The sequence below is a fragment of the Brachybacterium sp. B718/18 genome (genome assembly GCF_055454375.1).
Genome location: NZ_JBVDDO010000001.1, coordinates 135,963 through 154,035 on the forward strand (window position 1 = coordinate 135,963; position 18,073 = coordinate 154,035).

21 protein-coding genes are annotated in these 18,073 nt (G+C 72.3%); 13 read left to right on the forward strand and 8 right to left on the reverse strand.

The features are described from left to right. Positions 1 to 71: 71 nt before the first annotated feature. The 7 genes from ACZCAH_RS00745 to ACZCAH_RS00775 all read left to right on the forward strand — a co-directional run bounded on the left by ACZCAH_RS00745 (position 72) and on the right by ACZCAH_RS00775 (position 4,613). Positions 72 to 656 carry a sugar O-acetyltransferase gene (locus tag ACZCAH_RS00745; RefSeq protein WP_464339266.1) on the forward strand — a complete coding sequence of 195 codons (585 nt, stop codon included), beginning with the start codon at positions 72 to 74 and terminating at the stop codon, positions 654 to 656. A 3-nt stretch (positions 657 to 659) separates the two neighbouring features. Then, positions 660 to 1,220, forward strand: a complete 561-nt coding sequence (locus tag ACZCAH_RS00750) for a TetR/AcrR family transcriptional regulator (protein ID WP_329747974.1) — start codon at positions 660 to 662, stop codon at positions 1,218 to 1,220. A 76-nt stretch (positions 1,221 to 1,296) separates the two neighbouring features. Further along, on the forward strand, positions 1,297 to 1,812 hold the full coding sequence (locus ACZCAH_RS00755) for a methylated-DNA--[protein]-cysteine S-methyltransferase (protein ID WP_464339267.1): 516 nt from the start codon (positions 1,297 to 1,299) through the stop codon (positions 1,810 to 1,812). Positions 1,813 to 1,877: 65 nt separating this feature from the next. After that, a complete protein-coding gene (locus tag ACZCAH_RS00760) occupies positions 1,878 to 2,372 on the forward strand; it encodes an RNA polymerase sigma factor (RefSeq protein ID WP_464339268.1) in 495 nt (164 codons plus the stop codon). Beyond that, positions 2,369 to 3,022 carry a methylated-DNA--[protein]-cysteine S-methyltransferase gene (locus ACZCAH_RS00765; RefSeq protein ID WP_464339269.1) on the forward strand — a complete coding sequence of 218 codons (654 nt, stop codon included), beginning with the start codon at positions 2,369 to 2,371 and terminating at the stop codon, positions 3,020 to 3,022. Before ACZCAH_RS00760 ends, ACZCAH_RS00765 begins: the two co-directional genes overlap by 4 nt. Before the next feature lie 41 nt (positions 3,023 to 3,063). After that, entirely contained in the window at positions 3,064 to 3,723 is a 660-nt protein-coding gene (locus ACZCAH_RS00770; RefSeq protein ID WP_464339270.1) for a DNA-3-methyladenine glycosylase I, read from the forward strand. Further along, entirely contained in the window at positions 3,720 to 4,613 is an 894-nt protein-coding gene (locus ACZCAH_RS00775; RefSeq protein ID WP_464339271.1) for a DNA-3-methyladenine glycosylase family protein, read from the forward strand. Before ACZCAH_RS00770 ends, ACZCAH_RS00775 begins: the two co-directional genes overlap by 4 nt. 39 nt (positions 4,614 to 4,652) lie before the next feature. On the opposite strand, the gene ACZCAH_RS00780 is transcribed toward ACZCAH_RS00775, so the two are convergent. The 3 genes from ACZCAH_RS00780 to ACZCAH_RS00790 form a co-directional block, all read right to left on the reverse strand. Next, positions 4,653 to 5,426, reverse strand: coding sequence for an ABC transporter ATP-binding protein (locus ACZCAH_RS00780; protein WP_464339272.1), 774 nt, complete (start codon positions 5,424 to 5,426; stop codon positions 4,653 to 4,655). Positions 5,427 to 5,571: 145 nt separating this feature from the next. Further along, positions 5,572 to 6,558, reverse strand: coding sequence for a TetR/AcrR family transcriptional regulator (locus ACZCAH_RS00785; RefSeq protein ID WP_464339273.1), 987 nt, complete (start codon positions 6,556 to 6,558; stop codon positions 5,572 to 5,574). Positions 6,559 to 6,644: 86 nt separating this feature from the next. Next, positions 6,645 to 7,379 carry an ANTAR domain-containing protein gene (locus tag ACZCAH_RS00790; RefSeq protein ID WP_464339274.1) on the reverse strand — a complete coding sequence of 245 codons (735 nt, stop codon included), beginning with the start codon at positions 7,377 to 7,379 and terminating at the stop codon, positions 6,645 to 6,647. A 410-nt stretch (positions 7,380 to 7,789) separates the two neighbouring features. Between ACZCAH_RS00790 and ACZCAH_RS00795 the strand changes: the two genes are divergently transcribed. From ACZCAH_RS00795 to ACZCAH_RS00815, 5 genes are read left to right on the forward strand one after another with little or no spacing between them, the layout of a single operon-like run. After that, positions 7,790 to 8,278 carry a transporter substrate-binding domain-containing protein gene (locus ACZCAH_RS00795; protein ID WP_464339275.1) on the forward strand — a complete coding sequence of 163 codons (489 nt, stop codon included), beginning with the start codon at positions 7,790 to 7,792 and terminating at the stop codon, positions 8,276 to 8,278. Beyond that, positions 8,275 to 9,306 carry a cation efflux transmembrane domain-containing protein gene (locus tag ACZCAH_RS00800; RefSeq protein ID WP_464339276.1) on the forward strand — a complete coding sequence of 344 codons (1,032 nt, stop codon included), beginning with the start codon at positions 8,275 to 8,277 and terminating at the stop codon, positions 9,304 to 9,306. The genes ACZCAH_RS00795 and ACZCAH_RS00800 overlap by 4 nt, the downstream gene beginning before the upstream one ends. Positions 9,307 to 9,348: 42 nt before the next feature. Continuing rightward, positions 9,349 to 10,554, forward strand: coding sequence for an alcohol dehydrogenase catalytic domain-containing protein (locus tag ACZCAH_RS00805; RefSeq protein ID WP_464339277.1), 1,206 nt, complete (start codon positions 9,349 to 9,351; stop codon positions 10,552 to 10,554). Positions 10,555 to 10,607: 53 nt separating this feature from the next. Next, positions 10,608 to 11,501 (forward strand): SDR family oxidoreductase, encoded by an 894-nt coding sequence (locus ACZCAH_RS00810; RefSeq protein WP_464339278.1) that lies wholly within the window; start codon positions 10,608 to 10,610, stop codon positions 11,499 to 11,501. Next, the gene (locus ACZCAH_RS00815; protein ID WP_464339279.1) at positions 11,498 to 12,088 is read left to right on the forward strand and encodes a cysteine hydrolase family protein; all 591 of its coding nucleotides are present in this window, start codon (positions 11,498 to 11,500) and stop codon (positions 12,086 to 12,088) included. The genes ACZCAH_RS00810 and ACZCAH_RS00815 overlap by 4 nt, the downstream gene beginning before the upstream one ends. Positions 12,089 to 12,106: 18 nt before the next feature. Here the strand turns inward: ACZCAH_RS00815 and ACZCAH_RS00820 are convergent, their stop codons facing one another. The 3 genes from ACZCAH_RS00820 to ACZCAH_RS00830 form a co-directional block, all read right to left on the reverse strand. Then, positions 12,107 to 12,757: a TetR/AcrR family transcriptional regulator gene (locus tag ACZCAH_RS00820; RefSeq protein WP_464339280.1), complete on the reverse strand. Its 651-nt coding sequence runs from the start codon at positions 12,755 to 12,757 to the stop codon at positions 12,107 to 12,109. 170 nt (positions 12,758 to 12,927) lie between these two features. Then, on the reverse strand, positions 12,928 to 15,258 hold the full coding sequence (locus ACZCAH_RS00825; RefSeq protein WP_464339281.1) for a heavy metal translocating P-type ATPase: 2,331 nt from the start codon (positions 15,256 to 15,258) through the stop codon (positions 12,928 to 12,930). Positions 15,259 to 15,305: 47 nt separating this feature from the next. Next, positions 15,306 to 15,515 (reverse strand): heavy-metal-associated domain-containing protein, encoded by a 210-nt coding sequence (locus ACZCAH_RS00830; RefSeq protein WP_464339282.1) that lies wholly within the window; start codon positions 15,513 to 15,515, stop codon positions 15,306 to 15,308. Positions 15,516 to 15,651: 136 nt separating this feature from the next. On the opposite strand from ACZCAH_RS00830, the gene ACZCAH_RS00835 reads away from it, so the two are divergent. Then, positions 15,652 to 16,497 (forward strand): DinB family protein, encoded by an 846-nt coding sequence (locus ACZCAH_RS00835; protein ID WP_464339283.1) that lies wholly within the window; start codon positions 15,652 to 15,654, stop codon positions 16,495 to 16,497. 66 nt (positions 16,498 to 16,563) lie between these two features. Here ACZCAH_RS00835 and ACZCAH_RS00840 read toward each other — a convergent pair whose 3' ends face one another. Then, positions 16,564 to 17,280: a Pr6Pr family membrane protein gene (locus tag ACZCAH_RS00840; RefSeq protein ID WP_464339284.1), complete on the reverse strand. Its 717-nt coding sequence runs from the start codon at positions 17,278 to 17,280 to the stop codon at positions 16,564 to 16,566. Next, positions 17,277 to 18,068 carry an NAD-dependent epimerase/dehydratase family protein gene (locus ACZCAH_RS00845; RefSeq protein WP_464339285.1) on the reverse strand — a complete coding sequence of 264 codons (792 nt, stop codon included), beginning with the start codon at positions 18,066 to 18,068 and terminating at the stop codon, positions 17,277 to 17,279. The genes ACZCAH_RS00840 and ACZCAH_RS00845 overlap by 4 nt, the downstream gene beginning before the upstream one ends. Positions 18,069 to 18,073 lie beyond the last annotated feature (5 nt).

Sequence of the window (18,073 nt, forward strand, 5' to 3'; positions counted from 1 at the left end):
CCGCGGTCCCCGCTCACGCGCCGCATCCAGATGTGTACGATCGTCCCGACCGTGCAGAGCCTGGAGGACCGATGACCCATCCCCACTTCGCGGGTGACCCCCGCACGAACCGCGAGCGGATGCTCGCCGGCGACCTGTACATCGCCGACGACCCCGAGAACGCCCGTCTCCATGCCCGCGCCCGGCGCCTCGCCCACGAGTACCATCGCGCCGATTCCCTGGGCGAGCCCGATGCCCGGGACCTGCTCGAGCAGCTGATCGGCGAGCTCGGTGAGGACGTCTACATCTCATCGCCCCTCGCCGTGGACTACGGGGAGAACATCCGCATCGGCGCGCGGACCTTCATCAACAACAACCTCACCGCCCTCGACGTCGCCCCCATCGTGATCGGCGAGGACTGCCAGCTCGGCCCCAACGTCCAGCTGCTCACGCCCACCCACCCGATCGACCCCGAGCTCCGCCGCGACAAGCTCGAGGCGGCCGAGCCGATCACCCTCGGCGACAACGTGTGGCTCGGCGGCGGGGTCATCGTCTGCCCCGGCGCCACCATCGGGGAGAACAGCGTGATCGGCGCGGGGTCCGTAGTCACCCGGGACATCCCCGCGAACGTCGTCGCCGTCGGGAACCCGGCGCGCGTCCTGCGCCGGATACCCTGAGGCATGGCCGCCGAACGCAGATACGACCCGGAGCGCCGCCGGCGGATCATCGAGGCCTGCGTCGAGGTGATCGCCGAGAACGGGGTCGACGGGACCAGCCATCGCAAGGTCGCCCAGCGGGCGGGAGTACCCCTCGGGTCCACGACCTACCACTTCACCGGGCGGGACGAGCTGCTCCGCGAAGCGCTGATGCTCTTCGCCGACTCGGTCGCGGATCGCTTCGAGGCGCGGCTAGCGGCCCTGCCCGTCGGCGGCGACGAGGACCGGGTGGTCGACGAGCTCGTCGCCCTGATCCTCGAGGACGTCTTCCCCACCCCGCGCGACCTGGTGCTGACCCATGAGCTCTACACCCTCGCGGCCCGCTCGCCCGCCTTCCGCGAACTGACCATGGCGTGGATGGCCCGCAGCCGCGCCGCGCTCGAGCGCCACGTCGACCCGCTCACGGCCCGGCTGCTCGATGCGCTCATCGAGGGGCTCACCATCCATCACGCGCTCGGCCCGGGCATGCTCGACGCCGCGGACATCGCCGAGGCCGTGCGGCGCATCGTCAGCCGGGAGCGCTGAGCCGGACTCGCCGGGGGAGGGGACCTCACATCCCGTGCCGCTCGCGCGACTACCGGGGGAGACGAGGAGAGTGACCATGACGACCGCCTGCCACACGCTCGTGGAGACCCGCCTCGGGGACCTGACCCTGGTCGCCGAGGAGGACGCCCTCACCGGCGTCTACTTCCCCCAGCACCGCTACCCGCCCGCCCCCGACTCCATCGGCGACCGCGTCGACGCCGCGGCCCGTCCGGTGCTCGCCCGCGCCGCTCAGCAGCTCGCCCAGTACCTCGACGGCGACCGCCGCGACTTCGACCTCGCGCTCGCCCCTCGCGGCGACGACTTCTCCTGCACCGTCTGGGACCGCCTGCAGGAGATCCCCTACGGGACGACCACCACCTACGGCCGGATCGCCCAGGAGCTGGGGAATCCGCACCTCGCGCAGCGCGTGGGCCAGGCCGTCGGCCACAACCCGCTGAGCATCGTCATCCCCTGCCACCGGGTGGTCGGGGCCGACGGCTCCCTCACCGGATACGCCGGCGGCCTTCCGCGCAAGCGCCTCCTGCTCGATCTCGAGGAGCCCACCGCGGCGAGCGAGGCACGGCTCTTCTGAGCCGGGAACGCCATGGTCCACGTCCCCGGGTGCAGCGACCTCCGCGAAAGGGAGCGCCGTTGCCGATGACCCTTCCCTTCGAGACCGCGGTCGACCGCCACGGCGCGACCGTGCTGCGGGTCTGCCGAGCCGTCCTCGGCCCCGGGCCCGACGCGGAGGACGCCTGGTCCGAGACCTTCCTCGCCGCGCTCACCGCCTGGACCCAGCTCCCGGCCGAGACCAACTTCGAGGCGTGGCTCGTCCGCGTCGCGCAGCGCAAGGCGATCGACGTGACGCGTCGTCGGGCGCGCCATGGGGTCCCCACCGCAGAGTTGCCCGAGCGCGCCTCCCTCCAGGGGGACCCGGGGGAGGGGGAGGACCTCTGGACCGCCGTCGCCGCACTCCCCGAACGGCAGCGCCTCGCCCTCGCCTACCACTATCTCGGCGGGCTCCCGCACACCGAGACCGCCGCACTGATCGGTGGCAGCGCCGACGCCGTCCGCCGTGCCGCCTCCGACGGCCTGCGCGCCCTCCGCCGGCAGTACGCCCCGACAGACCCGAGCACAGGAGACCCTCGATGAGCTCCCCCCACCCGGCCGACCATCCCGCCACCGCCACCGACCCGTCCGTCGACCTCGATCGGGACCTCCCCGTCCCGAGCGCGATGCTGACCGCACTCCGGGAGCGACTCGCCCGCCGCGCCGAGGAGGACGGTCTCCTCGACATCGCCTATCGGACGATCGACAGCCCGCTCGGCCCGCTCCTGCTCGCCGCGACCCCCGCCGGGCTGGTCCGGGTCGCCTTCGCGCTCGAGGACTTCGACGCCGTGCTGAGCTCCCTCGCCGCGACGCTCAGCCCCCGCGTGCTCGAGGCGCCGCGCCGTCTCGACGCGGCGGCCGCCGAGCTCGAGGAGTACTTCACCGGGACGCGCCGCAGCTTCGACCTGCGGTTGGACCGCTCTCTCTCGAGCAGCTTCCGGCAGCGGGTCCTGGAGCACCTGCCGCGCATCGCCTACGGCAGCACCCTGTCCTACCGGGAGGTCGCCGAGCTGGTCGGGAATCCCCGGGCCGTGCGCGCCGTCGGCACCGCCTGCGCGACCAACCCGCTGCCGGTCGTCGTGCCCTGCCATCGTGTGCTGCGCAGCGACGGCCGCCTCGGCGGCTATCTCGGCGGTCTCGCGGCGAAGACCACGCTGCTGGAGCTCGAGGCGGACGACCGCACCGCGGGCTGACACACTGCCCGGAGCACCCCGAGAGAGCAGAGGACCCGCCGATGAGCACGCCAGACCCCGCGACCACCGAGACGACCCGCGATCGCTCCGCCGGCCCGGCGGAGGACGGCACCGGCCTGGTGCGCGGCGAGGACGGACTGGCCCGACCGGTCTGGGCGAGCACGGACGCGCTGCTGCGCGAGTACTACGACACCGAATGGGGGATGCCCGTCCGTGACGAGCAGGGCCTCTTCGAGCGGATCAGCCTCGAGGCCTTCCAGGCGGGTCTCTCGTGGGCGACGATCCTGCGCAAGCGGCCCGCCTTCCGTACCGCCTTCGCCGGCTTCGACCCCGAGGCGGTGGCGCGCTTCGACGAGGCCGACGTCGACCGTCTCCTCGGGGACGCCGGGATCGTCCGCAACCGCGCCAAGATCCGCGCGACGATCACCAACGCGAACGCGACCCTCAGGCTGCGTGAGAAGGGCGGGCTCGTCGACCTGGTGTGGTCCTTCCAGCCCGCGGACACGCCGCGCCCGAGGACGCCCGCCGAGGTCCCGACCGCATCGGCCGAGTCCATCGCGCTGTCCAAGGCCCTGCGGAAAGAGGGGTTCGCCTTCGTCGGACCGACGACGATGTTCGCCCTCATGGAGGCGATCGGCATCGTGGACACGCACCTGCTCGCCGCGCACCGGCGCGGCACGTCCGGGGTCTGGCCAGCGTGAGCGACACCGACGCCCTGCTCCTCACCGCGGAGGGTCCCCTCGACATGGCCGCCGCCCTCACCACGGTGCGCGCGCACGCGATCGACGGGCTGCACCGTCTCGAGGCGGGCACGGGCACGCTCACCCGGCGCCTCACGGTCGCGGGCGACAGCCTCCCGATCACGCTGCACTTCGTCCCCGACGGCGTCGCGCTGCGCGTCGAGACGCGGGACGAGGGCGTGCGCTCGGTGGTCGCCGCGAGGGTGCGGCGCTGGTTCGACCTCGACACCCCGATCGCGCCGATCGACGCCCTGCTGGGACGGGATCCGCTGTTCGCCGAGCAGGTCCGGGCGCGGCCCGGCGTCCGCCTCACCCGCTTCGCCTCGCCCTTCGAGGCGGCGGTGCTCATCGTCCTCGGCCAGCAGGTCTCGCTCGCCGCCGGCCGGGTCTTCGCCGGGCGCCTGATCGCGGCGCACGGCATCTGGTCGAAGGGCGAGGAGACGGTGGGCGACGAGACGATGGGCGCGCTCCGCGATCTCCCCGCTCCGGCGGAGCTGGCCGCGGTCCCCGTCGACGAGCTGCGCGAGCAGATCGGGCTGACCCGCGGCCGGGCTCGCACCCTCCACGAGGTGGCCGCCCTGTTCGCGGAGGCAGGGATCGATCCGTCCACAGGTGCAGAACCGCTCCCGCCCCGCGAGGCACTGCACGCCCTGCACGGCGTCGGACCCTGGACCCTGGACTGCCTCGCGATCCGCGCGGGAGAGGACCGGGACGCGTTTCCCGCGACCGACGCCGTGCTCCGGCGCGCGCTCGCCGCGGAGCCGAGAGAGCGATCCGCCGCGCCGTCGGCCGAGCGGTGGAGCCCATATCGCAGCTACGCGACCGCGAGGCTGTGGGCCGCCGCCTCCTGAGGTGCCGTACGCCCGCAGCCGACGGCCGGGCTCACGAGGTCAGCGGAAGCGCTGCACCGCGAGCGGGTTCGCCTCGGCGAGCTCCCGGATCGGCTCGTGCTCGGTGCGGGAGAGCACCTCGGCGAGGGTGCCGCTCGCCAGCAGCCGCCCCTGGCCGAGAAAGGCGATCTGCGGGCAGAGCCGCTGCAGCAGCTCCACGTCGTGCGAGGCGATCAGGGTCCCGATACCGAGCCGCTCGATCGTCCCGGCGAGCCGACGCGCGATCTCGACCCGGGTCGCGGGGTCGACGGCGGTCAGCGGCTCGTCCAGGAGCAGCAGCTCGGGCCGGGTGGCGAGCGCCGCGGCGAGGGACACGCGCTGGGTCTCCCCGCCGGAGAGAGTGCGCATGGTGCGGGGGAGGAATCCCTTGGGCAGTCCCACCGATTCCAGCAGCTCGGCGGGGGAGACGGCGTGGGTGCGTCCACCCTTGCGGGCCTCCTTCGCGGCGATCTCGAGCCGGGAGCCCACGGTCTCCCGCGGGTCCACGATCGTCATCGCGTACTGGGAGACGGAGCGGACCGCCGCGCGGAAGCGCCGCTTGTCCTTGCCGCGCAGCCGCGACACTTCCCGGCCCTCCCAGGTGACGCGCCCGTGGCTCGGCCGGTGCTCCCCGGCGAGCACGGCGAGCAGCGTCGTCTTCCCCGAGCCGGAGTCGCCGAGCAGTCCGAGCGGCGGCCGGCCCGCGGTGAGCTCGAGGTCCACGCCCTCGAGCACGGTCTCTCCCGGGTACCCGGCGTGGACGGCGGAGGCGACGAGGCTGGTGGGAGGAGGCATGGGAGGCTTTCTCGCGGAATGACGGGCCAGGGGCACTGTAGCCACCCCGACTGGACCGGCGCGGGGAGTGCCACCTCCCGGCGGACGGCGCGGGACGTGCCCGCCACGCGGCGTCGACCGCCGCGGCGGCCCGGCCCGACGAGGGTCAGTCCACGAGATCGCCCTGCAGGAACGAGCGCAGCAACCGGGCGATCTCCTGGGCGGGGGCGTCATCGTGGGTCCCACCCTGCATCGCCCGCACCGTCTTCTCCCGGACGGCGAGGTTCAGCACGAGTCCGAGCATCGCCCTGCTCGCGAACGCGGGGTCGAGGCCGCGGCGGAGCATCCCGCTCGCGCCGTAGGCTGCGAAGCACTGCTCGAGGACGTGCTCGTGGACACGGCGCAGCCGTGCGGTGCGCAGACGTCCGGGATGGTCCTCGCTGACGGTCTCCGCGACGAGCGTGGCCACGAGCCGTACCGGCAGCGAGCTCGGGTGCCACGCCGCGGTGAGGGCCTGCAGCAGCGACTCGGGGCGGTCCGTGAGCTGCCCGAGCTCCTCGAGCGCCTGCTGCGCGCGGTCCTCGAGCCCGTCGAGGACGGCATGGAGCAGGCTGGCCTTCGAGGGGAAGTGGTGCATCAGTCCCGGATGCGAGATGCCGATGTGGCCGGCGATGTCGCGCAGGCTCGACCCGTGGTAACCGTGCTCGGCGAACATCTCCGCGGCACCGTCGAGGATCTCCTCCCGGCGACCGCGCGGCGCTCGTCCGCGCTTGGCGCGCTCGGGGAGGGCGGTGGCGTCCACGTCCCCGCCGGGGTCCCTCGGAGCCGACGGTTCCGACCTCTCCGCGGGCGGGGCGGCCGGAGCGAGCGGGCAGGCCGGGAGTTCGTCGGGAACTTGGACGCTCAGGGGCGCGATCTGCTCCGGGTCGGCGAGGTCGATCGCCCGGCGCAGGGAGAGGAGCCCGTCGAGGTCGACGTGCTGCGCCCCCAGGAGATCGAGCGCGATGCGCGGCACCGGGTCGAGCGCCCGTGCCTGGGCGAGGACGGGGAGCAAGGAGGCGTAGCTCCGGGCGGTGAGGCAGCCCTCGATCACGAGGAACACCTTGTGGAGGTCCAGATCGACGCGGACCGTCACCGAGAGGACGTGGGTCATGGGAGGAGGCCGTTCCGTGCGCGCTGACGACGAGGCCTCCTGCTAGACCTCTCGGTGAGCCTAGCCCACCCCGGAACGGCCCGCTCCTACGCGTCGAAGGAGGTGCGCGCGGGCGCGGAGCCCACCGAGGCGACGAGCGTCGCGGCCAGGTCGCGCAATGCGACGTTGCGGTGGTTCGAGGCGCTCTTGAGGATGCTGATCGCTTCCTCCTGGCTGCACCGGTTGCGGCCCATGAGGATCCCCACCGCGAGGTCTATCACGGTACGAGACTCCATCGCCGCACGCAGGTCCCGGGCCGTCTCGGAGTGCAGTGCCTGGCGCACCGCGAGGCGCATCGCGCTCGAGGCCTGCTCCACCTGCAGCGCGATCGACTCGACCGTCACGGGGTCGAAGTCGTGCGGCGTGGCCGAATAGACGTTCAGGCCCGCCTTCGCGTCGTCCTCCAGATCGAAGGGAAGCCCGAGCACGGCTCTGACCCCCTGCTCCTGCGCGGCGGCGGCATAGTCGGGCCAGCGGCCATCGCTGCGCAGGTCGCCCGCTCGGATCACCGTGTTCTCGCGGATGGCGGTCATGCACGGCCCGTCGGTGAAGCTGTTCTGCAGCTCGTCGAGGGCCAGCGCCTGAGGACCGGACGAGGCGGCGGTGGCGGCCTTGCGCTCCCTCAACAGGGTGACCGCGCACCAGCGGTCCGGACCTCCCAGCGAGAGCTGCCGGGCGAGCAGATCGGTGAAGTCCTGGAGGAAGTCCTGGATGTCAGGGTTCTGGAGCAGGAGCGACTGCATCGTGCTCACGGAGACATCGTTCTCGGAATCGTCGAGCACGGCTCCTCCTCTCTTCTCGAAGGGGGCGGATCAGCGAGCGTCCAGGCGCAGGGCGTTCGAGAGGCACTGCTCCGCGAACCAGATCAGGTCGTGGTCCCGGTCCCTCGTGCCGGTGATCCGGCCACCGTTGTCGGCGTGACCCCTGATCATATCCCTCGTCGGTCGTCTTCCGATGGTCTGGGCCCGTCGTCGGAGCAGGGCCCGCGGAGCCATCCCACGACTCGGCGTTGCAGCGGTCAACACGTCGAGGCGCTCCTGCAGGTCGCAGGGCAGGACCGATCGTCCGGCTCAGCGCGGGCCGCACTGCGTAGAGTCGAGCACATGAGGGCCGAAACCCCGGGACCCCGGGACAGGACGATGGCTCTGTCGCCCGCGGTGGGCGGAGGTCCAGCGGAGACGGAGGTGCAGCGATGACCCTTCCACGACGGATCCGAATACTGCTCGCGGTCGTGACGGCGATGGTCCTGCTGGCCGGTTGCCAGGGCGCCTTCCCTGCGGATTCCCAGGGCACCCTCGAGCGAGCCCGCGAGGGCGTGCTGAGGGTCGGCATCAGCGAGAACCCTCCGTGGACCGTCGTGGCACCCGACGGGACCGTCAGCGGTTCGGAGGTCGAGCTCGTCACCGACTACGCCGAGTCGATCGACGCCGCCGTCGAGTGGGTGCCCGCCGGGGAGAGCACCCTGGCGGCGATGATGCGGGAGGGACAGCTCGACGTGGTCGTCGGCGGACTCGCCTCCGATGTCCCGTGGACCTCCGAGATCGCCACGACGCGCCCCTATGCGACGACCACCGGTGCCGACGGCAGGGAGGTCAGGATCGTCCTCGGGGTGAGGCCGGGGGAGAACGCGCTGATGATCGACATCGAGCGATTCCTCGCCGAGCGCGGGGGAGAGCTGTGACCGACTCCGACGGAGAGGGCGGCGAGGAGGCGACGGGCTCCGGCCACGACGCCTTCGGCGAGCAGCAGCGGGACGCCCTGCGCCGCGCCACCCACCTGGAATGGCTCACGCTCGCCTGGATGTCGGCGACCGTCGTCCTGGTCGGGCTGGTCGCCGGACAGTCCCAGGCGATGCGGGCGGCCTGGGCCGAGGACCTGCTCTCGCTCCTGCCCCCGATCGCCTTCCTCGTCGCGGCGCGTCGGATCCGTGAGAAGCCCGACCGCCGGCATCCCTATGGGCACCACCGCTCGATCGGGGTCGCCCATCTGGTCGCCGCGCTGGCGCTGCTCGCGATGGGCGCTTATCTCGCGATCGACTCGGCGCTGACCCTGGTGACCGTCGAGCGACCCCCGATGGGCCTCACCGTCCTCGGGGGCCACGCGATCTGGTCCGGCTGGCTGATGATCGCCGTGATGGCGGTGACCAGCATCGGGCCGGTGATCCTCGGGTACAAGAAGCTTGCACTCTCCGAGACGCTGCACGACAAGGTGCTGTACGCCGATGCCGACATGAGCAAGGCCGACTGGTCCACCGCGGTCGCCACCATCGCGGGTGTGATCGGGGTGGGGCTCGGGCTCTGGTGGGCGGACGCGACCGCCGCGCTGCTGGTGTCCGTCTCGATCCTGCATGACGGGGTGAAGAACCTTCGCAGCTCGATCGGCGGGCTCACCGATGCCGAGGCGCGGACCTTCGACGACTCCGCACCGCATCCGCTGACGCGCCGGATCGAGGAGCAGGCGGAGGAGGAGTCCTGGGTGGGGGAGGCCTCGGCCCGGGTCCGCGACGAGGGGCACGTCTTCCATGCCGAGGTGTTCGTGGTCCCCGCCGCGGGGATCGAGCCGAGCCTCGACCGGATCGCCGCCCTGCGCGACCGGATCCAGGAGCTCGACTGGAAGGTGCACGACGTCGTCATCGCCCCCGTTCCCCAGCTGCCGCCGACGCAGACCTTTCGGTCGACACTGCGGACGCGGGCCGACGGTGCCCCCTAGGGTGGAAGGAAAGCCGCGGCATCACCACCGGAAGGCGGGACCATGAGAGCAGTGACCTGGCAGGGCAACGAGCACGTGAGCGTCGAGACCGTGCCCGACCCGATCCTCCAGCAGCCCACCGATGCGATCGTCCGCATCACCTCCACCGCTATATGCGGCTCCGATCTCCACCTGTACTCGGTTCTCGGACCGTTCATGACACCCGGCGACATCATCGGCCACGAGCCGATGGGGATCGTCGAGGAGGTCGGCTCCGAGGTGACCGGGGTGCGCCCCGGGGACCGGGTCGTCGTCCCCTTCACGATCTCCTGCGGGCACTGCGCCATGTGCGGGCAGGGGCTCCCCTCCCAGTGCGAGACCACCCAGGTGACCGAGCGCGGCACGGGAGCCGCGCTACTGGGCTATTCGAAGCTCTACGGCCAGGTCCCCGGCGGTCAGGCCGAGCACCTGCGGGTGCCGCACGCCGACTACGGTCTGATGAAGGTCGGCACTGAGCTGCCCGACGACAACTACCTCTTCCTCAGCGACATCCTCCCCACCGCGTGGCAGGCCGTGCAGTACGCCGGTGTTCCGGCGCACCGCACCCTCGCGGTGATCGGCCTGGGACCTGTCGGCCAGCTGTCGGCCCGGATCGGGCGTCACCTGGGGGCCCGGGTGTTCGGCATCGATCCCGTCCCCGAGCGCCGGGCCATGGCCGAGCGTCACGGCATCGAGGTGCTCGACCTGAACGAAGACGCCGTGGGCGAGATCCGCGAGCGCACCCAGGGACGAGGGCCCGACGCCGTCGTCGACGCCGTGGGCATGGAGGCCGAGGGCAGCCCGGTCGCCGGTCTCGCCCAGACCCTCGCCGGCAAGCTTCCCGACGCGGTCGCGCAGCCGCTCATGGAGCGCGCCGGGGTGGATCGGCTCGCTGCCCTGCACACCGCCATCGACCTGGTCCGGCGCGGCGGCACCGTGTCCCTCGCCGGCGTCTACGGCGGTGCGGCCAGCCCGATGCCGCTGCTGACCATGTTCGACAAGCAGCTCCAGCTGCGCATGGGCCAGTGCAACGTGCGGGTCTGGACCGACACGCTGCTGCCGCTGGTCGAGGATCCCGCGGACCCGCTGGGCGTCGGCGACCTGGTCACCCATCGGCTCCCCCTGGACGAGGCGGCCGCAGGTTACGACCTCTTCCAGCGCAAGCACGATGGCTGCATCAAGGTCGTCCTCGACCCCACGATCCCCGCGGCCCCCACGCCCGCCCCCTGAACCGCCGCCGGCCCACCGCCGCGGACTTTAGCCACCGATCCCGAGGAGAACCCATGTCCGACCAGCTCACCTTCACGAACCCCGTCACCCGCTTTCCCGACATCACCCCGCCGAAGCAGGACCAGCCCGAGCCCGGCCTCGACGCCGAGCTCGTCCCCGGCACCGATCGCGGCGAGAAGTCCTATCGCGGCACCGGTCGCCTCGAGGGACGCCGCGCGCTGATCACCGGCGCCGACTCCGGCATCGGTGCGGCCGTCGCCATCGCCTTCGCCCGCGAGGGAGCGGATGTCGCGATGAACTACCTCCCGGAGGAGGAGGAGGACGCCCAGCACGTCGCCGGCGTGATCCGGGAGGCCGGCCGCACCGTCGTGCTGCTGCCCGGCGATCTCGCCGATCCCGAGTTCTGCCGCCAGCTCGTCGAGGACGCGGTGGAAGGGCTCGGCGGTCTCGACGCCCTCGTGAACAATGCGGGTCGTCAGATCGCGGTCGAGTCCCTCGAGGAGATCGACGACCAGCAGTGGGAGGACACGTATGCGGTCAACATCCACGCGATGTTCCGCATCACCAAGGCGGCGCTGAAGCACCTCCCCGCCGGCGCCACGATCGTGAACACCACCTCGATCCAGGCCTACGACCCCTCGCCCACGCTCGTGGACTACGCCTCGACCAAGGCCGCGATCAACAACTTCACCAAGGGGCTCGCCCAGCAGCTCGCCCCGCGCGGCATCCGCGTCAACGCGGTCGCTCCGGGACCCATCTGGACCCCGCTGCAGGTCTCCGACGGACAGCCCAAGGAGGCGCTGCCGGAGTTCGGGAAGAGCACCCCGATCGGCCGGGCCGGCCAGCCCACCGAGCTCGCCCCGGCGTACGTCTTCCTGACCTCCTCGGAGTCCAGCTACGTGCTCGGGGAGACCCTCGCCGTGACGGGAGGGAGCCCCACGCCATGAGCCGCCCGGATGTCGTGGGAGGCGAGCCGCCCACGGCCACCGCGCTGCTGCTGGTCGACCTGCAGGAGGCCTTCTTCGAGGACCCGGCGCTCGCCGCGTCACGCACCGCGGTCGTCGCCGCGGCGCGGACGCTCGCGCAGGGTGCTCGCGCGGCCGGAGCACCCGTCCTGCTCATCACGACGGAGCACAGCCAAGACCGCTCCACCTGGACGTTGAGCATGCTCGAGGACGACCAGGGCTACCTGTTCCACGGCGATCCCGGCACGGCGGTCGTCCACGAGCTGGACACGACGGGGATGACGAGGATCGAGAAGACCCGCGACAGCGCGTGGTTCGGCACCGACCTGTCGCTGCGCCTGCGGAACCTCGGCGTGCACCGGGTGCTCATCGCCGGCGTGTCCACGCACGCCTGCATCGCGCAGACCGCGCGGGACGCCTACGCCCACAACGTCCGCGCGGGGGTCGTCGCCGATGCCGTGGCCGACGAGCGCGTCGACCACATGCACGCGGTCCTGGACCTGCTGGTCGCGGATCGTCAGGCGGAGGTGGTCACGGTCGAGGACGCCCTCGAGCGCTGGTGGTCCTGAGGACGAGTGACCGCCGACTCAGGTCTCGTCGGCCGGGGGCTCGAGGGACTCCGGGGCGAGCACGACGTCCACCAGACGGGCGAGGTCCGCGAGCGGGGCGTCGTCCGCGTCTGCGTGCTGATAGGGCCGCACCGTCTTCTCGCGCACGGCGAGATTCAGCACCATCGCGAACAGGGCGCGACCGGCGAACGCCGCATCGCTCTGCCCGTCCGGCAGCTTCTCCTGGTCGAGGCGGGAGAAGCAGGTCTCGAGCAGGTGCTCGTGGACTTTTCGCAGACGCGCCAGACGGTACCGCCCCGGGTGGTCCTCGCTCACGGTCTCGGCGTCCAGCGTCGCGAGCAGGCGCACAGGCAGCGAGGACGGATTCCAGACCTCTGCCAGGATCTGCAGGAAGGCCTCGCGGCTCCCCTCGACGTCCCGGACCCGCTCCATGGCCATCTCAGCGTGGTCCTCCAGCCGATCGATCACGGCGCCGAGGAGCACGTCCTTGGACTCGACGTGATGCAGCATCCCGGAGCGTGAGATGCCGACGTGGCGGGAGATGTCGCGCAGGCTCGAGCCGTAGTAGCCGTGCTCGGCGAACATCTCGGCCGCGCCATCGATGATGTGCTCGCGCCGCCCCTGCGGCTGATCCGGGGTCGCCCCCGGAGGGCCCTCGCTGTCGAACACGATTCTCCTCGTCCCTGGTTCAACGGGTCAGAGGCAACGTTAATCGCATCTGCCGAACGAGGTCCTCGCGGTACTCGTCCGCGCTCCGTCCTCGCTCACCCTAGTGCACCCGGGACCGGCGGGACCGGTCGTGGGAGGGCGCTCCCGAGAGCGGTCGGCGGCGGGCGCCCTCAGACCGACGAAAGGGCGGGGGCATCTGATCCGGAAGCGGCCGACGGCGCCGGCGGGACATCGCGCGAGAGGCTGCGCACCGAGCGCAGGCGCAGGCTGTTGCCGACGACGAACACGCTCGAGAACGCCATCGCGGCCCCGGCGAGCATCGGGTTCAGCAGACCCAGCGCCGCGAGCGGGATCGCCGCGACGTTGTAGGCGAAGGCCCAGAACAGGTTGCCCTTGATGGTGCCGAGGGTGCGGCGGGCGAGGCGGATCGCGTCGGCCGCCGCGCGCAGATCGCCGCGCACCAGCGTGATGTCCGAGGCCTCGATCGCCGCATCGGTGCCGGTGCCCATCGCGAGGCCGAGGTCGGCCTGCGCGAGGGCGGCCGCGTCGTTGACGCCGTCGCCGATCATCGCCACGATCCTCCCCTCCTCCTGGAGACGGGAGACGACCTCCACCTTGTCCTGGGGGAGAACCTCGGCGATGACCTCGTCGATGCCGACCTCCGCGGCGATCTGCTCGGCCGTGGCGCGGTGGTCCCCGGTGAGCAGGATCGGGGTCAGGCCCTGTTGCCGCAGGAGCGCGACGGCCTCGGCGCTCGTGGGCTTGACCGCGTCGGCCACCACCAGAATCCCGCGGGCCGCGCCGTCCCAACCGGCGACGACCGCGGTGCGCCCGGCGGCCTCCGCCGCGGACTTCGCACGCGCCAGCTCGGCCGGCAGGCCGGCGGGGAACAGCGCCTCGCGGCCGACGAGCACCTCGCGGCCGTCCACGTCGCCACGCACGCCGCGCCCGGGGAGGTTCTCGAACCCGGTCGGGACGGGCAGGCCGCCCACGCGCTCGCGGGCTCCGGCGGCGACGGCCCGGGCGATCGGATGCTCGGAGGCGTCCTCGAGGGCGCCCGCCGCGCGCAGCAGCTCCTCGGCGGTGGTGCCCTCTGCGGGGACGACGTCCACGAGGGTCATGGTCCCGGTGGTCACCGTGCCGGTCTTGTCGAGGACGACGGTGTCGGCGCGGCGGGTGCTCTCGAGCACCTCGGGCCCCTTCAGCAGGATGCCCATCTGCGCGCCGCGCCCGGTGCCGACCAGCAGCGCGGTCGGGGTCGCGAGGCCGAGCGCGCACGGGCAGGCGATGATCAGCACGGCCACCGCGGCGGTGAAGGCCGTCTCGAGGGGGTGGCCGGTCGCGATCCAGGTGATCAGCACGCCGACCGCGAGGACCAGCACGATCGGCACGAACACGCCGGAAACGCGGTCGGCGAGGCGCTGGGCGGCGGCCTTCCCGGACTGGGCGTCCTCGACCATGCGCGCCATCTGGGCGAGCTGGGTGTCGGCGCCGACGCGCGTCGCGCGGACCACGAGCCGCCCGCCGACGTTCACGGTCGCGCCGGTGACGGTGTCACCCTCGGCGACCTCCTGCGGGACCGACTCGCCGGTGAGCATCGAGACGTCCACCGCGGAGGTGCCGGCGGCCACGGCGCCGTCGGTCGCGATCTTCTCGCCGGGCCGCACCACGAACTCGTCGCCGACCGCGAGCCGTGCGACGGGGATCCTGGTCTCGACGCCGTCGCGGAGCACCGCCACGTCCTTCGCGCCGAGGTCCATCAGGGCGCGCAGCGCCGCGCCGGCCTGCCGCTTCGAGCGCTTCTCGAGATAGCGCCCGAGCAACAGGAACAGCGTCACGCCGGCCGCGACCTCGAGGTAGATGTTCGCGGAGCCGTCCGTGCGCGCGATCGACAGGGAGAACTCGTGGGTCATTCCCGTCATGCCCGCCTCGCCGAGGAACAGCGCGTACAGCGACCACAGGTAGGCGGCGGTGACCCCCACGGAGATCAGCGTGTCCATGGTGGTCGCGCCGTGGCGGGCGTTGATCAGCGCCGCACGGTGGAAGGGCCAGGCCGCCCACAACACGACCGGCGAGCTCAGGGCGAGGACCGCCCACTGCCAGTTCGGAAACTGCAGCGCCGGAATCATCGACAGCAGGATCACCGGGATCCCGAGCACGGCCGCGCCGATCAGCCGCTGCCGGAGCACGTGCAGCTCCGGGTCCTCCGCGTCGGCCGACGTCCCTGCGCCGGAGCCGTCCTCGACGGGAGCGGGTGCCGGGGGAGCGGGGACCGTCGCCCCGTACCCCGCCTGCTCGACCACGGCGACGAGCGCGGCCGGGTCGGTGCCCACGGGCGCGCTGATCCGTGCCCTCTCGGTCGCGTAGTTGACGCTCGCGGTGACGCCCTCGATCTTGTTGAGTTTCCGCTCGATGCGGTTCGCGCACGAGGCGCAGGTCATCCCGCTGATCTCGAGGTCGATCTCGGCGCCGAGGGGAAGCGGGGACGATCCGGCGGGCATGGGGGCCTCCTTCGGGACAGCAGCGGGAACGGCGGTGGTGCGGTGGATCAGGCGCGGACGGCGGTGTAGCCGGCCTCCCCGACGGCGGCGAGCACGGCGGTGTCGTCGAGCTCGTGCTCGGCGGAGACGGTGAGCACGCCGGTCTCGTGGCTGACCTGGACGTCCTGGACGCCGGCGATCTCGGAGACCTCTTCGCGCACGGACGTCTCGCAGTGACCGCAGGTCATGCCGGTGACCTGGAAGGTGGTGGTGGTCATGGGGTTCTCCTCGGGTCGACGATGCGCGAGCGATCGCTCCGCACGCCATCATTTATACCCCTATGGGGTATAGAAGGCAAGGCGTCCCGCCCGGAATCGGGTGTCGTGCGTCACCCCGCGGTGCTTCGATGGGGCCATGAGCATCGACGCGCACACCACCATCTCCCGCGAGGCCGATCGCCTCGCCGCCGTCCTCGCCGGGACCGACTCCGCCGCCCAGGTTCCCACCTGTCCCGAGTGGACCGCCGACGATCTGCTGTGGCACCTCACCGAGGTCCACGAGTTCTGGGCCGCGATCCTCCGGGAGGGCGCCACCACCGAGGAGGAGGTCCAGCGGATCGAGGAGGCCAAGACGCCACGGCCCGAGGGTCGCGACGAGCTGCTGGCCCGTCGAGCGGCAGCCACCGCGGCCCTGCTCGAGCAGCTCGAGGCGCACGAGGATGAGGACCCCGCCTGGTTCTGGTTCTCCGAGGTCCATGGCGTCGGCGCGACCCGTCGCATGCAGCCCCACGAGGCGACGGTGCACCGCGTGGATGCCGAGCTCGCCGCGGGCCTGGATCAGCTCAGCCCCATCGCGCCCGAGGACGCGCTCGCGGGACTGGACCACGTCCTGCAGGTGATGTGGCCGGCCGGCTTCGAGTGGATCCCCGACTGGGCGACGCTGCGGCCCGTCGCCGTGGCCGAGATCGCGCCCGAGGGTGGCGAGGCCCGGCAGTTGCTGATCAGCCGCTGGTCCGGGACCCGGCCCCGCGACGGCCAGGAGTTCGACGCCCCCGTCGGCCGGCTCCTCGCCGACCCGGCGGACGCGGAGGGTCTGCCGCGCGCGCGGGCCACCGGCACTCCGCAGGCTCTGGACCTGTGGGCCTGGGGGCGGGCCGCGGGGCTCGACCGCCTCCCCGGCGGGCCGCAGCGCGTGCACGTGGACGGCGACGCCGAGGCCGTCGCCCAGCTCGGGGCGCTGATCGCTGAGGGACACGACTGAGCGGACTCGCGAGGCGGGAACGCCCGTGGGAGGGTGCGTCGGACGCCGCGGCGCCGGGCCGGTGTTTCAGCTCCTCGGTGCGTCCGACCGGGAAAGGGCCCGCGAGGGATCATCGCTCGGGATGGGTCGGCGCCGCGCGAGCCGCCCGTGCAGGAGATGGATCCCGAGCGCGACGGTGAGGAAGGCGACCAGCACGATCGCGGTCGTCACGAGCACCTGTCCCCACGAGGAGGCCGTCGGGTCGAGGAAGGCGTACGGGTACCAGCCGGTGACCGCGCCCCGGATCCAGGTCAGCACGAGGAAGAGCACCGGGTACACCTGCCAGGCGAGCAGACGCACCGGGCGTGGGCGGGAGCGCCGCGGGGTCAGCAGCCAGTCCGCGACGGCGACCACGGGCGCCAGTCGGTGCAGCACGATGCCCGTCCAGCCGATGTCCCAGCGCAGCAGCTCGTCCAGCGGCGCCACCAGCAGGGCGTAGATGATCCCCGTCATCGCCAGGTAGAACACGACTGCGCCCCGAAGGTGCTCCCACCACCTCGGGTGCCGGGCCTGCGGGAGTATCGCCATCGCGAGCATCACGAGGGCGAAGGCGAAGTTCGACTGGATCGTGAAGAAGGAGACGTGCTGGGGGAGGGTCCCGGCGCGGGCCGCCTCGAGTGAGCTCCAGGCGAGCGCCGCGAGCACGAGCACCGCGACCGCCGCTCGCGGCACCGCGGTGAGCGGGTCGCGGCGTCGATGTGTGCCGCCGGGTTCGCGCGGACCTCGCCCGGGGAGGCCGGTCATGACCCGAGCGGCCAATCGTCCCGCACTCCGGCACCGCCCTCGACCACGTGCTCGCCTGCCCCGGGGAGGCGGGTCCAGGAGTCCTGGGGCCGATACCCCAGCTCCAGCTGCGTGTTCGTCGTGGACCAGCGACGGTTGGGATTGTCGGAGATGGCGTAGAACAGGCCGAAGGTCACCTCGGCTTCGATCGCGCAGCGCACCACCTCGGTGCAGTCGCGGGGGCTGAGCCACATGGCGCGCAGGATGTCCTCTTCCGCGGCGAGCGGATCCTCGGTGAACCAGCCGATGCGCAGGGCTATCACGTCCAGGCCGTGCTCGTCGTGGTAGAAGCGTCCGATCCCCTCCCCGAAGACCTTCGAGACCCCGTACAGGGAGTCGGCCCGCTGCAGCTGGTGTGGGTAGACGGGCCACTGTTCGTGGCGGTCGTACATGCCCATAGCGTGGTTGGAGGAGGCGAGCACCACGCGACGCACACCCGCCTCCCGGGCGGCTTCCAGGACGTTGCGCACGCCGATGATGTTCGCCTCGAGCACGAGCTCCCAGCTGGACTCGGGCGAAGCCGCCCCGGCCATGTGGACTACCGTGTCGATGCCGTCCATCAATTCCAGGACCTGCTGGTACTCACCGAGCTGGGCGATCTTCAGCGCCGTGCCCTGGGGTGTCTTCTCCGGGCTGCGGCTGTGCAGCACGAGCTCGTAGTCGTCGGTCAGGGTGGTGGCCAGATGGGAGCCGACGCCTCCGGTGGCTCCCGTGATCAGCACACGTCGTCGGGCAGTGTTCCGTGACATGCCCC

What these genes read in the sequence shown, in the direction of transcription:
- ACZCAH_RS00840 (WP_464339284.1), bottom strand. Translation starts at nt 17,280, where the DNA reads ATGACCGGCCTCCCCGGGCGAGGTCCGCGCGAACCCGGCGGCACACAT.
- ACZCAH_RS00760 (WP_464339268.1), top strand. Translation starts at nt 1,878, where the DNA reads ATGACCCTTCCCTTCGAGACCGCGGTCGACCGCCACGGCGCGACCGTG.
- ACZCAH_RS00795 (WP_464339275.1), top strand. Translation starts at nt 7,790, where the DNA reads ATGACCCTTCCACGACGGATCCGAATACTGCTCGCGGTCGTGACGGCG.
- ACZCAH_RS00780 (WP_464339272.1), bottom strand. Translation starts at nt 5,426, where the DNA reads ATGCCTCCTCCCACCAGCCTCGTCGCCTCCGCCGTCCACGCCGGGTAC.
- ACZCAH_RS00845 (WP_464339285.1), bottom strand. Translation starts at nt 18,068, where the DNA reads ATGTCACGGAACACTGCCCGACGACGTGTGCTGATCACGGGAGCCACC.
- ACZCAH_RS00810 (WP_464339278.1), top strand. Translation starts at nt 10,608, where the DNA reads ATGTCCGACCAGCTCACCTTCACGAACCCCGTCACCCGCTTTCCCGAC.
- ACZCAH_RS00785 (WP_464339273.1), bottom strand. Translation starts at nt 6,558, where the DNA reads ATGACCCACGTCCTCTCGGTGACGGTCCGCGTCGATCTGGACCTCCAC.
- ACZCAH_RS00750 (WP_329747974.1), top strand. Translation starts at nt 660, where the DNA reads ATGGCCGCCGAACGCAGATACGACCCGGAGCGCCGCCGGCGGATCATC.
- ACZCAH_RS00830 (WP_464339282.1), bottom strand. Translation starts at nt 15,515, where the DNA reads ATGACCACCACCACCTTCCAGGTCACCGGCATGACCTGCGGTCACTGC.
- ACZCAH_RS00755 (WP_464339267.1), top strand. Translation starts at nt 1,297, where the DNA reads ATGACGACCGCCTGCCACACGCTCGTGGAGACCCGCCTCGGGGACCTG.
- ACZCAH_RS00745 (WP_464339266.1), top strand. Translation starts at nt 72, where the DNA reads ATGACCCATCCCCACTTCGCGGGTGACCCCCGCACGAACCGCGAGCGG.
- ACZCAH_RS00815 (WP_464339279.1), top strand. Translation starts at nt 11,498, where the DNA reads ATGAGCCGCCCGGATGTCGTGGGAGGCGAGCCGCCCACGGCCACCGCG.
- ACZCAH_RS00765 (WP_464339269.1), top strand. Translation starts at nt 2,369, where the DNA reads ATGAGCTCCCCCCACCCGGCCGACCATCCCGCCACCGCCACCGACCCG.
- ACZCAH_RS00770 (WP_464339270.1), top strand. Translation starts at nt 3,064, where the DNA reads ATGAGCACGCCAGACCCCGCGACCACCGAGACGACCCGCGATCGCTCC.
- ACZCAH_RS00835 (WP_464339283.1), top strand. Translation starts at nt 15,652, where the DNA reads ATGAGCATCGACGCGCACACCACCATCTCCCGCGAGGCCGATCGCCTC.
- ACZCAH_RS00805 (WP_464339277.1), top strand. Translation starts at nt 9,349, where the DNA reads ATGAGAGCAGTGACCTGGCAGGGCAACGAGCACGTGAGCGTCGAGACC.
- ACZCAH_RS00825 (WP_464339281.1), bottom strand. Translation starts at nt 15,258, where the DNA reads ATGCCCGCCGGATCGTCCCCGCTTCCCCTCGGCGCCGAGATCGACCTC.